This window comes from Priestia sp. J2, assembly GCF_020790095.1.
Lineage (GTDB): Bacteria > Bacillota > Bacilli > Bacillales > Bacillaceae_H > Priestia > Priestia zanthoxyli.
This window is the reverse complement of record NZ_CP086208.1, coordinates 1,603,147-1,617,700: the sequence shown is the minus strand read 5'-3', so window position 1 is coordinate 1,617,700 and position 14,554 is coordinate 1,603,147. Positions and strand designations below refer to the sequence as shown.

15 protein-coding genes are annotated in these 14,554 nt (G+C 35.5%); 3 read left to right on the top strand and 12 right to left on the bottom strand.

Features of this window, described 5'->3' with window-relative positions; genetic code table 11:
• Positions 1 to 510 precede the first annotated feature (510 nt).
• The 3 genes from LJY09_RS27620 to LJY09_RS08185 form a co-directional block, all read right to left on the bottom strand.
• Entirely contained in the window at positions 511 to 633 is a 123-nt protein-coding gene (locus tag LJY09_RS27620) for a hypothetical protein (protein WP_255293454.1), read from the bottom strand.
• A gap of 307 nt (positions 634 to 940) precedes the next feature.
• On the bottom strand, positions 941 to 1,639 hold the full coding sequence (locus LJY09_RS08190) for a polysaccharide deacetylase family protein (protein WP_098999984.1): 699 nt from the start codon (positions 1,637 to 1,639) through the stop codon (positions 941 to 943).
• A 1-nt stretch (position 1,640) separates the two neighbouring features.
• Positions 1,641 to 2,843, bottom strand: coding sequence for an MGDG synthase family glycosyltransferase (locus LJY09_RS08185; RefSeq protein WP_155017168.1), 1,203 nt, complete (start codon positions 2,841 to 2,843; stop codon positions 1,641 to 1,643).
• 472 nt (positions 2,844 to 3,315) lie between these two features.
• Here LJY09_RS08185 and LJY09_RS08180 point away from each other — a divergent pair, with 472 nt between their 5' ends.
• Complete coding sequence (locus LJY09_RS08180; RefSeq protein WP_186806702.1) at positions 3,316 to 4,608, top strand: VTT domain-containing protein; 1,293 nt, start codon at positions 3,316 to 3,318, stop codon at positions 4,606 to 4,608.
• A 137-nt stretch (positions 4,609 to 4,745) separates the two neighbouring features.
• Here LJY09_RS08180 and LJY09_RS08175 read toward each other — a convergent pair whose 3' ends face one another.
• From LJY09_RS08175 to LJY09_RS08155, 5 genes are all read right to left on the bottom strand, one after another.
• Complete coding sequence (locus LJY09_RS08175; protein WP_099330817.1) at positions 4,746 to 4,979, bottom strand: hypothetical protein; 234 nt, start codon at positions 4,977 to 4,979, stop codon at positions 4,746 to 4,748.
• 433 nt (positions 4,980 to 5,412) lie between these two features.
• Positions 5,413 to 5,871, bottom strand: coding sequence for a GNAT family N-acetyltransferase (locus tag LJY09_RS08170; RefSeq protein ID WP_033578571.1), 459 nt, complete (start codon positions 5,869 to 5,871; stop codon positions 5,413 to 5,415).
• A 22-nt stretch (positions 5,872 to 5,893) separates the two neighbouring features.
• Positions 5,894 to 6,685 carry a phosphotransferase gene (locus LJY09_RS08165; RefSeq protein WP_154972773.1) on the bottom strand — a complete coding sequence of 264 codons (792 nt, stop codon included), beginning with the start codon at positions 6,683 to 6,685 and terminating at the stop codon, positions 5,894 to 5,896.
• 236 nt (positions 6,686 to 6,921) lie between these two features.
• Entirely contained in the window at positions 6,922 to 7,698 is a 777-nt protein-coding gene (locus LJY09_RS08160; protein ID WP_154972772.1) for an SDR family oxidoreductase, read from the bottom strand.
• 138 nt (positions 7,699 to 7,836) lie between these two features.
• Positions 7,837 to 8,313, bottom strand: a complete 477-nt coding sequence (locus tag LJY09_RS08155; protein ID WP_154972771.1) for a hypothetical protein — start codon at positions 8,311 to 8,313, stop codon at positions 7,837 to 7,839.
• 279 nt (positions 8,314 to 8,592) lie between these two features.
• On the opposite strand from LJY09_RS08155, the gene LJY09_RS08150 reads away from it, so the two are divergent.
• Both LJY09_RS08150 and LJY09_RS08145 read left to right on the top strand, forming a co-directional pair.
• Positions 8,593 to 9,432: an alpha/beta fold macrolide esterase gene (locus LJY09_RS08150; protein WP_154972770.1), complete on the top strand. Its 840-nt coding sequence runs from the start codon at positions 8,593 to 8,595 to the stop codon at positions 9,430 to 9,432.
• Between the two features lie 232 nt (positions 9,433 to 9,664).
• A complete protein-coding gene (locus tag LJY09_RS08145; RefSeq protein ID WP_154972769.1) occupies positions 9,665 to 10,252 on the top strand; it encodes a DUF4825 domain-containing protein in 588 nt (195 codons plus the stop codon).
• Between the two features lie 87 nt (positions 10,253 to 10,339).
• On the opposite strand, the gene LJY09_RS08140 is transcribed toward LJY09_RS08145, so the two are convergent.
• From LJY09_RS08140 to LJY09_RS08125, 4 genes are all read right to left on the bottom strand, one after another.
• On the bottom strand, positions 10,340 to 11,029 hold the full coding sequence (locus LJY09_RS08140) for an alpha/beta fold hydrolase (RefSeq protein WP_154989153.1): 690 nt from the start codon (positions 11,027 to 11,029) through the stop codon (positions 10,340 to 10,342).
• Between the two features lie 165 nt (positions 11,030 to 11,194).
• Positions 11,195 to 12,118 carry a LysR family transcriptional regulator gene (locus LJY09_RS08135; protein WP_176551744.1) on the bottom strand — a complete coding sequence of 308 codons (924 nt, stop codon included), beginning with the start codon at positions 12,116 to 12,118 and terminating at the stop codon, positions 11,195 to 11,197.
• Between the two features lie 746 nt (positions 12,119 to 12,864).
• Positions 12,865 to 13,242: a hypothetical protein gene (locus LJY09_RS08130; RefSeq protein ID WP_098113384.1), complete on the bottom strand. Its 378-nt coding sequence runs from the start codon at positions 13,240 to 13,242 to the stop codon at positions 12,865 to 12,867.
• 17 nt (positions 13,243 to 13,259) lie between these two features.
• Complete coding sequence (locus tag LJY09_RS08125) at positions 13,260 to 14,441, bottom strand: Alp7A family actin-like protein (RefSeq protein WP_014460729.1); 1,182 nt, start codon at positions 14,439 to 14,441, stop codon at positions 13,260 to 13,262.
• Positions 14,442 to 14,554: the final 113 nt, after the last annotated feature.

Sequence of the window (14,554 nt, the reverse complement as noted above, 5' to 3'; positions counted from 1 at the left end):
GTTCTATTTTTATAAACTCTTGAGAAATAGTACAAGCCAAGCAGAAGTAATCCTACATTTGTATAAACATAAAAGATAAATCCATACCAAACATTCTTTTGAGCCAATGAATCAAAAACGTAGTGCAATAAGTGGTATAGCGCTACATAGATTAAACAAAGACTCCAGAAAATATTTTCTTCTCTAGAATAAATCTCTCTTAGTAATAAAAGAATGATCCACCAAAACACAAGTATGGATAATGTACTGAGTAAGTTAATTGGATAAGTCTTATAGTAAAAAGAATACGCGCTGCTATAAAATAAAAGCATCGATAGTAACAACATGAATAGTGGCTTTCTAGAGTGTTTATTGGTGATAAAAAAGTACAAGCCAATTAAAATGGCCATAAAAAAATAAATGTAATTCAACAAATTCTCCATCTCAAACCTCAACATTTTTATAATTTAATACTATGATATTTACGTTTCTCATAAAATCTTTTATGTAGTGGGTCAAAAACACAGCATCTTATGCTTCCTTGCCTCTTTTATGTGTACAATACCCAAAGATAGCAATTCCAAAAGAAACTCCAAAAGCGGTTGAAAATGCTGTTAAAAGATCAGAATTAGAGGTAAACAGAATATTAATCATTAAGTTTCCTCCGAAGAAGATTAAAAAATATACAAAGAATTTCAAAATAACTTTTTTCAAGAACTACCCTACTTTCATAGATGTCGTTTAAATTGACTGCTGATTCAACACAGATTTTAAAAACCACGAAATTATAAATATATCCAATATAAGATTATATTACCATATATTTTTACTGGCCATAAAAAAGAACCTCTTTAAAATAGAGGTTCTTTTTTATAACAGATAAGATATTTAGTTACGGTAATGACAAGAATTAAAATGTCATTCGCAAGTTTTAATTTAATAAAGATAGTTCTCTTACTACCTATAGCTTCTCTACCAATTCATCAACACGGACACAAGTGAATCCTTTTGTTTTCACTGTTTTTAATACATCTCTTAACGCATTAATTGTGTTTCTCGGAGCTTCAGATTCCGCCCCGAGCGTATCTCCGCAGTCGTGCAGCAAAATGACGTCCCCGCCTTTTATATTGGCTAGGCGTTGTTTAATCTTTTCGCTTCCGCCAGAGGTTCGCCAATCTTCCGCCATGATTGACCATAGAATAATCTTATATTTACCTCTTCTAATAAAATCGAAAAGGTTGAGCATTCCCCAAGGCGGGCGATAATAAATAGGTGTGACTCCAGTGATAGATTTAATTACCTTGGCTGTATTCTTAAGTCCTTTTCGAACTTTCCAAGGCGACATAAACCAGTTGGAGTGATGTGCGTAGTTATGAATTCCGATTAAGTGGCCTTCATTATGCATGCGCTGAATTAGTTCAGGATACTTTTCTGCTTTGGTACCAACCACAAAAAAGGTTGCCTTCACTTCATTTTTCTTCAGTAAATCAAGAAGTATCGGGGTATAAACAGGATTCGGACCATCATCAAACGTAAAAGCAATTTTGGATAAATCCCTTCCTCTTTTAATTACGTTCACTCCTAGGCTACGTGATAGGAAATACGGAATAACGGTGTATAACAAAATAAAAAAAATAATAGCAGAAATCATAAAGCCCATACTATATACTCACCTCTATCTCTTCTTGCTTTTGTATCGTTCTACCACTTGTTGCGTTGAGTAATGAACCGCGTCTTGCTTCTCCGACAATGACACGGAGAGCGTCTATGGATGATGTTTTAGTTTGGTATTTTTTCATTCTTTGTTTCATCCAGCTTAAAGGTGCTGAATAGTGGACCAGATTTTCGACCCGCGCAATCAACTCTTCTTCTGTTTTTACAGAAAGTGCGAATCCTGAACGACATAAATACTCTGCATTGTCTTCTTCTTGTCCTGGTAACGAATGATAAAGCAGTATTGGTAAACCCATCGCCATTGCCTCAGAGGTTGTCACTCCCCCCGGCTTGCTGATCATTAAATCTGAAATAGCCATTAATTCTTCAATACTTTCACAGTATCCCAAAATTCTCACGTCATGCTTTGAGTCTTTTAATTCCCACTCTAATTGTGTTTTTAACTTCTTGTTTTTACCGCATACTATAAAAAGTTGAATCGGTGTAGAGATGGACTCTAAGGCCTTAAAGGTTGAAATCCCTTTTCCAAAAAATCCGTCGCCCCCTCCCATGATAAGCAAGGTGAACATATTTGGATTGATCATATATTTATCTAAGAGAAGATCCTTTGGAAGAACATCTATAAATCTTTTCCGTACAGGTATTCCAGTGTTTTTAATTTTATCTGCCTCTACCCCTAACGCAATTAATTGATCACGCAATCGCGCAGACCCTACCACATATTGATCTGTAGAGCGATGAATCCAATAAGAATGATCCGTATAATCTGTGATGATGGTTACCGCTGGAATATCAATTAACCCTTGCTCTTTTAATTTCGATATAATTCCTGCAGCAAATGGGTAGGTACTAACCACTACTTTCGGTTTTATTTCCTGTATGATTTTAAGCACGGTTTGCATTCCTGACAAAAAGATCGAATTTAACTTAACAGAAAAAGAACTTTTCACACGAGTTTTTTCATACAAAAAGCTATACACTTGTGGAAACTTCTTAATTCCTTTTTTATAAATATAATGGCTGATTGGATAAAGGTTGGGATGAACCCACTCCATAATGTCAATGGTAATAGGCTCAACATCAGCAACCATATTACTTACTGCTTCACTTATCGCATTTGCCACTTGTTTATGTCCTTCTCCAAACGTAGCGGAAAGAATTAAGTATTTATCCTGTTCACGATTATTCATGATTTTTCCCTCCTTGTAGTTTGTATGCTTTTGCTATGGGGTAAAACTGAGACTTTTCAGCACATCTTTTTGTTCTTTTGTTTAGGCGATTAAATAATTGCTCTGCTGATAAAAGAGTAAGCATGATAAAAAATCAATACCGGGTATTTAGCCTTTTTGGTAGTGCATCTTTTCTTTTTTTTCGTTACATAGATTGTTTGGGAACTCCTTACACTATTTATTAGAAAAACAAACAGTCTTAAGTTGAGCTTTCAAATAGCACATTTTCAGTCTACGTTTTGTAATTAAAAATAGGCTAAAAATAACATTAAAAATTAATGAAAAATCCAGTTTTTTTAATAAATAGTGCTACATTAAAAAAATCAAAGGTGAAATTAACCTTTTCCCTCCTCTTATTTTCAATCAAATCCAAGCATATTTGAGTTATTCGCCGTGCTTTAGGCAAATACATATTATGAAAGAAGGACAAACCATGGATTTTATCACATCTTATATAAATCAATACGGATATATCGTGCTGTTTCTGGCATTGATGCTGGAACTTCTTGCTCTTCCTCTTCCAGGGGAGCTGCTCATGGGCTACGCTGGGGTTCTTGCTTTTCAAGGACATTTAAGCTGGGTGGGAAGTATCCTGGTGGCTGGTATGGGGAGTATGGTTGGAATGACCATAGCTTACGGGGTAGGCTATAAGTTAGGGACTCCTTTTTTTGATAAATACGGAAAAGCCCTTCATATGGGGCCAGAGCGAATTGAAAGAATGTCAAAATGGTTTAGTGTACATGGAAACAAGCTGTTGATTATTGCTTATTTCCTCCCGGTTATTAGACATATTACAGGATATTTTTCAGGAATTACTCGGCTTCCCTTTCGTACGTATGCACTGTACGCCTATAGTGGCTCATTTCTTTGGGTCACCACATTTATTACTCTAGGAAAGTTATTAGGACCTCAGTGGGAACAGTTTCATCATGCTATCAAGAAGTATTTTGTCATTGGGATGATTGTAGCTGTATGTTTGTTCGTTGCTATTTACATTTATAAAAAGTTCAAAGTAACGATTAAAAAGATAGCAGTTAATTGCCTCAAGTGGATAGTAAACGTATTTCATACGCGGAAACGGGCAGGTCTTGTTTTTATATTTACAGCATTAGTTACATTAGGATTTATTCTGCTTATGATTGGAATGACGCAAGACTTTATCGAAAACGAGTTTGGGGATTTTAACAAATTAACGAGTTTATTAATAACAGCCCTTTTTAATAAAGATTGGAATGTACCAATGCGGGTATTTTTCATGCTAGGATCTAAGAAAGTTCTGGTAGCATTGATTTTCTTTACACTTGTATGGATTTTATGGAAAGGCAGAGATAAAAAAATTGAATTGTTATCTCTGGTAGTTGCTGCAGGCGGCGGAGAACTATACGAAGAAAGCCTGAGACGAATGTTCCACCATTTCTCCCCTATTAGAAAATCGTTGATAGAACAGCTTTCATACACCTTTCCAAGCGAGCAGTCTTTAATGGCTTTTGTTATTTATGGGTTTGCTGTATTTATGCTGGTTCGACACTCTAAAAGGTTATGGATTCCTACATTAGCACCAATAGCGGCCATTCTTATTTTATTGCTTATTGCGATTAGTCGTTTGTATCTGAGTATCCAATATCCCAGCGACATTGCAGCAGGATATGTATTTGGAGGAGTATGGCTAGGGTTAAACGTTTTACTTCTTGAAACCTTCCGTCTTATGAAAGGTATTAATCTATAAGTGATGCTGTAAAAAAATTTATTTGTGATGTTTCCCATGAGAAAAAACACCTCCAAGTGATTGCTCGGTACTCCATACCCAGTTATCAGCTTGAAAGTGTTTTTTTATTTATATAAAATCAGAGCCTGTCCAAATTATTAGAAATTACGTTTTCTTAATCTGCGAACGCTGATACTTTCTAAACTAGTCGTATTTCTATTACCTGAATTATCTTCCCATACTAAGAATCCGCCTTCTGCTCGAATAAACGTACCATTTCCATCAAGCTGTCTCCCAGCAGAAAAAACTTGAATTTTATCTCCTCTTCGAAAATTATCTACTATAGAGCGAGATTGAGATGTACGACGATCTCCACTACGACGTCTTGGCATAATTTCATCTCCTTATACATTTATAGTACACACTATAAAAAAAGCAAAAATTGGCATAAGCAAAGCGCGTAAAAGTATAAAAATATTTTATAAAATAAAAATTTGGCTATACCTGTCTTTAGTATTTCTGCAAGGTTTCTTACATTTATCCACAGTCCCATGAGACCTCTGAATCTCTTTCATCTTGTAACGTGACCTAGATTCAGTGAGTATAAAATACATAAGGGATGTTTAAGGTGTTTGATGTATATAGTCTGAGAAGTCTTCTTTTAGACATAAAAAAAGAATCCTCCATGAAAAAGAGGATTCAACAGGGTAAGTAAGAAAAAGAAATATACATGCATGTTCCTGGGGGGCTACGCTTGTATAATCAACTTATACCCGCTATTCACTGATTGAAACAGCTAAAAACATTTTATAAAAAAATTGATAGTTAACCTATTAAATTAGCCCTATAGATTCTTGAACTACTCCCCCACGGATGATAACCATCGCCTATATATGAAAAGTCATACTTTTCATAGTATCCAACGTAGTCGGTGCATAAATAAAGATTATCAAATCCGGCATTTTTCGTATCTTCTTTCAGCTTTAAAAGAAGTTGCTCACCTAAGGATTTACCTCGATAACTTTCTTCAATGTAAAGAGAACACACCCAGGGCCATAAATCCATTCGACTTATAAAATCGTTGGTGATAAGCCCTGCGCAGCCGATAATTCCTCCTTCGTCTTCTAACAGGTACCAGACTGGAAGACAACTATTTGTGTTTAAGCTATGTATAATACAGTCTTCGTAAAGCTTTAAATTCTCTTTACTCGCCCACTTACGCTGAGTATATTCAATAGCTTTGTCTTTGTACTCTACCTGTTCTCTAATATTAATAATTCGCATGACAAGGGCTCCTCTATTAAAATTAAATCCATTCTTTTGTATGTTCATAAATGAATTTGATATCGTTTTGATAATGCTCAAGATGCCCTTCGTCTATCATTTTTTGAAACGCAATATCACCTTCACTAGCTTTTCTTGTAATTGTTTTACATAACCCCTCTAATCGCAGCAATACCATTTCCAAATAACCTTCTTGTAATTCTTCGCCATAAGATTCAAAAAATAATTTCACTCTTCGCTTTCTATCTTGAGCATGCTGTGATGAATTATAATAAATTTTCTCACCTGTTTCAGAAAGATAAAATCTACTCAAAGGGACGCACGTATAAAGAGTATAAGCAATGTCCCAAAGTCTTGGCCCAGGTGCAGCAACATCAAAATCAATAATTCCTATTGGTCTCTCATCATTAAAAACAATGTTGTATATAGCAAAATCATTATGACATAGTATTTCAAATGGTTTAGGCGTGTTATCTATTGATTTCCAGCTGTCATCAAATGAAAAATCACTCACTGAATCATGATAAAGACGGAGCATTTTTCCTATTTCTATCAAAACATCATCGGACCACATATATTTCTTCAAGGGATAATTACCAGCTTCACCTTCAATAAATGACAAGACCTCTCTCCCTTTTTCGTCAATGCCTAAAAATTTTGGTGCATAAGTAAACCCCTTGTTTTCTAAATGCTTTAATAGCTTATGAAATTTATGACTATCTGATTTTAATTCTCGTCGTACGGTATTTCCCGAACGGTAAACGTTAGAAACATTCCCTCCTGTTAGTACTTCTTCTTCCTCAAAGCCTGACATATACATATTCCCCCTGAATATACCCGATTTGTCGTCAATAAGTGAAAGTGATAAAGCATTCACCATAATGAGATACCTTATTTTACTATTGATTTAGAAAAGCCCGTACTTTTCCCTTCATAGCCCATTAATGTTACTTTACATTATAAAAAAAGAATCTTCATTTGAAGATCCTTTCAGCTACTTGTTCCATATAAAAATCCGCTAAAAGATTGAAAGACCGCTACTATGTTAAATCACCAAAAGCCACCGTCTGAGTGGATAATTTGTCCGGTAATCCATTCCGCTTCTTCACTTGCTAAAAAGATAATTAATTTGGCGGCATCTCGAGGCTCACCGAGTCGACCCATTGGGAACTTAGGCAGTAAATCTTCCTTTAACTCACTCCTCATCCAGCCAGTGTTAGTTGGTCCAGGATCTACAGCATTAACAGTAATTTTAAGAGGTGCTAATTCAATAGCAACTGATTTAGTAAATGTAGAAACGGCACCTTTGGTGGCAACATAAGCCAAATTGCCAGGCTCAGGTGACTTATCTTGACCTGATACCATATTAATAATTCGACCGCCATGCTTGCCTTCGATTAGACGTGCAAACTCAACAGTTAAAAGACATGTTCCTCTAACATTCACGTTATAATGAGCGTCGAGAACATCAGCATCTATCGAACGAAAATCTACGTCTACAGAATGTGTTGCATTATTTACAAGGATTGATGGAGAACCCAGTTTGGTTTGAACTGTATCAAGCAGTTTTCTTGATGCATCGGGCTGTGATAAATCCAATTCCATCGATTCACATCGTACTCCCAGACTGCGTATCTCCTCAATCAGGTGCTTCGACCAATTAAAATCATCCTCATTACAATAATCCATTAAACGATCATAATTTGACCAATGAGTGAAAAAAATATCTGCGCCTTCTTTAGCTAACTCCCTGCATATTTCAGTACCAATACCTTTTGCCCGACTAGCACCAGTCACAATCGCAATTTTATTTATTAATCGCTTCATAAAGCATCTCCTCATTGGAACGCTGAATTTATATGCTTACCAACAGCACACGATTTCAGCAATCCTGTATATGTATATTAATCTATCAAGTTGTAATGAATGAAAAAGGTAATCAAAGTTTAAATGGTATTACAATATCTATATTCTGCACTCATAGACAGAGAATGAGATGCCTTCTCCGTAGCCATCTTTTACTTCATGAACAGTAAGATTGTTAAATCCATTAGAGCTAAGGATACGTTCAAATTCTTCTGAGACATAAAGTCGAAGAGGGAAATCCATTATCTCCACCTTTTTTTTCTGATTTCCTTGAAGTAGCTCATATTTTATCTTAGTATTCAAAGAGCTCGCTTTTCTATCGTAGAAGCTTTTTTTGTAAACGACGATGATTTCTTTATTAAAAGATACTCTATTTGTTCCAGTCCAATCTACTAGTTCTTCAATTTCACTTTTTTTCTTTATAATCGTTAAAAGTATTTTCCCACACATCGGTTCTAATACTTTCATATTTTGGTCTTTTACAAAGGAAAGATAAAACTCCAGCTCTTTTCTCTCTGCAACGGATTTATCAACTTCGTATAACCTTGTGCAAAGCTCTCCATAGTAATCATTCATTCTCGTTTTCACCTCACATGATTAGTCTTCCATACGTGCATTCAACTTTCCTGCTCTATTCTAGTCAATATAGAACTTATTACAGATAGTAAACTCTCGGTCTCTAACAGTTTATGCTCGTCCTCTTCCCTTGGTTTTGGTTATATTTCACTTTTTGGTAAAGAGATAGGCAAAATAATCGATTCCCTAAATAAAATTCAAAAAGGAAATATTCTCATTTTAGAGAAGTGAATAAAGGGCTGCTTTTCATTTTTCTAACACTTAAAAGGAGGTACACAAATGAATGAACAAATACTAAAAATAGATAAAGTAGAGATTTGCACAGAAAGCTTTGGAAACCCCAAAAATTCTGCTGTACTTTTAATAATGGGAGCAATGTCCTCGTTAGATTGGTGGGATGAAGACTTCTGTCTTCGCCTCGCTGAAAGGGAGAGATTTGTTATTCGTTACGACCATCGTGATTTAGGCCGCTCTACCACTTATCCGCCGAGTACTTATAACTATACAATAACGGATATGGCTGATGATGCAATTGGCGTTTTAGATGCTTATTCTATAGAAAAAGCTCATATTGTTGGAATGTCGTTGGGCGGGATGATAGGTCAGATTCTTGCTCTTAGATATCCCGAACGCATAGATTCCCTTACTTTAATTGCATCAAGCATTTTTGGAACTGAGGCGGAAAAATTGCCTCCAATGGACCAGCGTATACTTGATTATCATACAAAAAGTACTTCCATAGACTGGTCAAATCAAGAGGCAACCGTTCACTACCTTGCAGGTGGATGGAAAACGTTAAGTGGAACAAAACCTTATGAAAAGGAAAGAATGTATAAGCTAGCAAAAAGAGAAGCTGCCCGCGCCAAACAGTTGCCGAGTAGATTTAATCATGCTTTACTTCAAGGAGGAGGCCAATATTATGACAGATTGAGTGAAATTAGCACACCTACGCTGATTATTCATGGAACAAAAGATCCGGCACTGCCTTATGAACATGGACTTGCGCTTGCAAAAGCTATTTCTCATGCTAAATTAATAGCTCTTGAAGGTACAGGACATGAAGTTCATAGTGAGGACTGGGACCAAATTATCGAAGCAATTGTAGGGATTAGCTCTTAAAAGTAAAAAAAGAGAAATGAAGACTTCAAAGCGCTTTTTCAAGAAAGCTTTGGGGTCTTTTCATATTTCAAAATTCCTTTCTTCTACTAGCAGTTGACAAAAACGTTTTCTATAGCAAAGGGTATTTTGTACAAAAGGACCTACATCTTTTCAAGACAGCTTATTTACGATACACTAATAATTCATGAAATATCCACATAAGGGTATTAAAGTAAGAAAATGGAGGCTTTTTATGAAATATTTTAAGGTATTTTTTTGTTTAATCTTATTACTCCTAGTAGGCATAACCGGCTGTTCTCAAAAAGAAGAAGTTACAAGCATTAATACTGTTGATGTAAAAAAGCTTAAAGAGCGTAGCGGAACTTATGTTGGAAATAATTCTAACGTGGTAGCTATCGTAAGGGACTTGCCTGGAGGAGAAACATTTAAAGAAATTGATTTACATAATAAAACGCTAAAAATAACGTATGGTACTAGAGGGGGCTCTCTTTCAGAAGATGAAACGTTAAAATATTGGTTTGACGGTAAGAATACATTGGAGAAAAACTTTCTTTATAATGCTATTTATTTAGCAATATTAGTGCCTAATGCTCAAGGTTACAGTTTTAAAGTAGACAATCAAAAATTCTCAGTATCTAGAGAAGAAATGGAACAGTTTATTTCGGACAACATTAAAATGTTACCGGATAGTCATAAATTATTTGATAAAGAAAAAGCACAGCAATTTATAGATGATAATAAAGAAAAGATAAATAAAACAGTTAAATCGGCAGCTATTCGAGAACAATTCTTTAAGAAAGTTCCTATCGTAAAAGAATAAGACCAAATAACGAGCCTTAAGTAAGGCTCGTTATTTGGTGTCTATTCACTTAAATAATCTTTTAAATTAAATAAAAGCTCCAGAAAGTCACGAATCAAGGAAATCTTTCACAGCAGTTAAGAACGCTGATAAATTCTCTGTATGCACCTCATGTCCAGCTCCTTCTATCGTCACTAACTTGCAATCTGGAATACGTTTAGAAACTTCCTGCAACTTATCTTGAGGGATATGGCTAGATCCTCCTCCTATGATGAGAGTAGGTGCAATTATCTCTGTAAGACTTCCCCACCATTTAGGCTTCGGGTTGTTCAACTGTTGAAGAATTGAAGGTACAACCTCCCAGTCAAATGGTAGAGAGCCAGGAGGTTTAGAAGGAATTTCGAACTTCTCTCCTGTAAAAGGTGGAGGTGTATCTTCAACAATTAACCGTTTTACCCTTGATGGAAATGTCTCGGAAAAAAGGTAGGAGACGGTGCCACCCATAGAGTGACCCATTAACGTAAAGCGCTCTAATTTCAGCGCATTTACAAACTGAAGCAAGTCATCACACATAAGTTCAAACGTATACGTGCCGGCTCTCTCGCTTCCACCGTGTCCTCTTTGATCTAAAGCTAAAAACCGATATTCCTTTCCTAATGCAGCCGCTACTTCGTCCCACGATTCTGCACTCATTCCTAAAGCGTGAAGTGCAACAATGACAGGTGCTGAAGCTTCGCCCGCCTCTCGATATTGAAATGTTAAACCATTTAGTTTAATTTGATTTACTCGCATTTTCAAATTAGATCAACTCCTAACTCAGATTTCACCAATTAAAATCTAGTTTATTAATGTTCATCTATATATTAGTGAAGGAATGAAGATTTCCTTCACCTCTTATCTTATTGGGAAAGATATCAGATTATTTTATGTATCCTGTGTAATTCTTTAGTCGGCATAATGTACCTAGAGTTTTTCACTTTCGGTACCTATATAATTTAAACCAAAAGTACTGCAAGCCAATTGAATAAACGATTGTAAAGGAAGAGACATAAATTTATCTTTATGCCAAAACATTTGTGTATAAAGGGTCGTATCCACTTTAGTACAAGCCAATTCTTTTAATATTCCTTTCTCAAGCTCTCCTTTTACCACTACTTCAGGCAATATCGCAATACCTAAATCCAACATCACACATTGCTTAATAGCTTCCACACTTGCAAATTCAAATTTAGTGGATGTACAAATACCCGCCTCACGAAACAAGTTTTCCAACACTACGCGATATGAACAACCTGATTCGGTATACAAGAGAGTCTCATTTTCAAGCTCTTCTAAGTAGATATCCGTTTTATCAGCTAAAGGATGCTGAGGAGAAGCAACAATTTTTAAGTCTTCTGCAACAAGACATTGTGTATGTAGATTTGCATCATGATGCTGAATAGGCTCCATTGTAAAGGCGATATCAAGAGTGCCGTCTAGTAGCTGCGCTCTTGTTTGTTCTTGAGAATAAATAGGTTTAAAAATCATTTTAACCTTAGGAAATTGATCCTTAAACTCTTTTAATATGGGAGGCAATCTATAGGTACACTGGCTTTCAGAAGATCCAATAATAAGCGTACCCGAAGGCTCCTCCACTCCACTTACAGCGTTTTTTGCTTCCTTAGTCAATTGAATCATTTTATCTGCGTATCTTTTAAATTCTCTACCTGCCTCTGTTAAAACCAAGCGTTTCCCAAGACGTTCAAATAAAGGCGTTTCAAGTTCATTTTCAAGAGCTTTTATTTGTGCGGTAACGCTTGATTGAGCAAAATTCAAAATTTTAGCCGTATATGTAAAATTTAAATTTTCTGCAGCTGTTTTAAATGTAATCAGTTGTTTTATTTCCATTTCCCTCACCTCTATGTAATCGGATATTCCGATTGATTCAATCGGAATATTCATCTGTAACGATCGTTAATTTCATTATAAAATATGGTAAATCAAACCACAACATACTAAATACAAAGTGATAAGGGGAAATCATAATGAATATAAAAAAAGAAAATACAAAGGAATCGATGAGTTTAACACAAAAAGATACGAGTAAAAAAGATTTCAAATACTACTGGAATGAAATTATTCGAGCGCTTATCGTGACTAAATAATTAGAGCCAATCAATTATATGTTGCTTAAAAAAGCTATATAAATTAAATTCACGTACAAGCGTTTCAATGTAAAAACAATAGCCCGCTAATTCTGAATACCTTCAGAGTTAGCAAGCTATTAATCTAATAAATTTATAGTCATGTTTATTCGTTTGAATCCAACCTAAACTCCGCAATGTCCTTGTCATCTTGGGAGACGATAAGCGTACCTTTTATCTAACACTTCATGGTGTGATTGAGCTTCGATATGGTATTTAGAATACCTAAACTTAATTATTAATGTTCTTGAGACAAAGCAAAATTAGAATAAATAAAAGTACTCGTGCTAATTATTATTATCCATAAATAAGCTGTTTCCTCCCATTTTTTTAGGTTTAACACGTTTTTTGTACATATGATAATGTATCAAAAACGAATAGACATATTGAAAACAAAAAAGCTACTGGTATGTGGGACAGTCTCGTCCCACATACTAGTAGCTTTTTTAATTAAAAATCGTTGTATTCCTCTAAATCATCATCATCTAATGACCCAGATAATTGCTCTAGATCTGCAACCTTACCTTCTTTGAAGGTTTGGTGGCTTTCTGAAGGCTTCTCTTCTATCTCCTCTTGTTTACTCACAAACCCGTTGGACTGAGCTAATTTCTTTAATTCCCGTAGTTCGGAATTGATATGTTCAAGAAGTTCTTCTGTTCTGTGTCCTGCTTCTACTTGATTGGAAGATGAACTATGAAGGTCACGAACAATTAGAGATGAAATATAGTCCCCTAATTTTCGAGACTTTGCATATTTTGCAAGTATATCATAGACTTCATCACTCAACTGATTAGTTTTAATCGTAAAGGCGTTTTGACGCTCTGACATGGTTATCACCTACGCTGTTAGGATTTAACGGCTTTCTTCTCGGCTTGTTTCTTTTGAAGGTACCCCATGCTTCGGATTTCTAAGCCGAATAAATTTAAGTGACGGCTATCCTCAGGCACTTTATGATATTTCTCTGTGCGTTCTTCGCCAATTTTTTCACGCATGCTATTCATAATCGCTACTTCTAGTGTAGGAGCGACACCGCCACTATATACATATTTTCGGATTTTATTTGCTGGTGGTGGGGCGACATCATTTAACTTAGCTAGTAAGATCTCTACATAATCTCTTAGAGAAGATTTGATTTGAGCTGTTAAATCAATGGATTCACCTGTGTTTTCATTTTTTAGTTCAAACTTTTGTTTGCTGTAGTTATCTAAAATAAATTGATCAAAAGCGCGTAAATCGGTAAACAACTCTGGGAATTTCTCTTTTCGTAACTTATCGATATGTGCTAAGTAGGGAATACCCTCGATACTTTGGAACGATTCACGACTGTTCGCAGCCTTCAACCCTTCAGGTAAGATTACAACATCAATGGATCCTCCACCGATATCGATCATTACGGTTTCACATTCCACATATTCATTAGCATCTTCACGGTCTTGAAGCGTTAGGTCTTTCTTTAACGCAAAACGTGCGATTTCACCTTCCTTTAAACAAACACTTTCTTCCACAGATACTTTTAATTCTTTTTCAAATCCTGGGGTATGGATATAAAAAGTGTGATCACCAACAAAGCGATTTGCCATAGCCTTTTGCGCTTCACCAAACGTACTTTCTTTTTTTAGTAACCAAATTGGTAACATTGTAGAGAAATAGTCAATTTGGATGTTGTTGTCCTTTTGATCTTTTGTGTGTAACGCGTGGTAGTATGCAACGGCAGCTAAAAATGTTACGTATGGAATATGACTTGTAATTTTATTATGTAAACGATTGATATGATTGTTTGCTAATTGTTGGCTGGCGGCAATGTCACCCACTAAGAAATAACGTTCTTTTTCTTCCTCTCCAATGGTTGTAGATAATAAGATACGCTTTTTAAATTCCTCTGGTGCTGTAACAGCATCTGTGAAGAATGAATCAGCAGCTTCTTTTTGGAGTTCTACTACGTTGGTTTGGAAATCAAATAGATATCCATCTATGATATTCATATCGACTGAGTTCCCACAGTCTTTATTAAAACGTGAAATTTTCATCTCTATACACCTCTTTTTTTAGTTGAACTTCTGTTGAACTTATTATACAAAAGAAAAGGTAGATTTTCAATCCTTCAGTTCAACTGATTTATCATCAAAAACTTACACATATC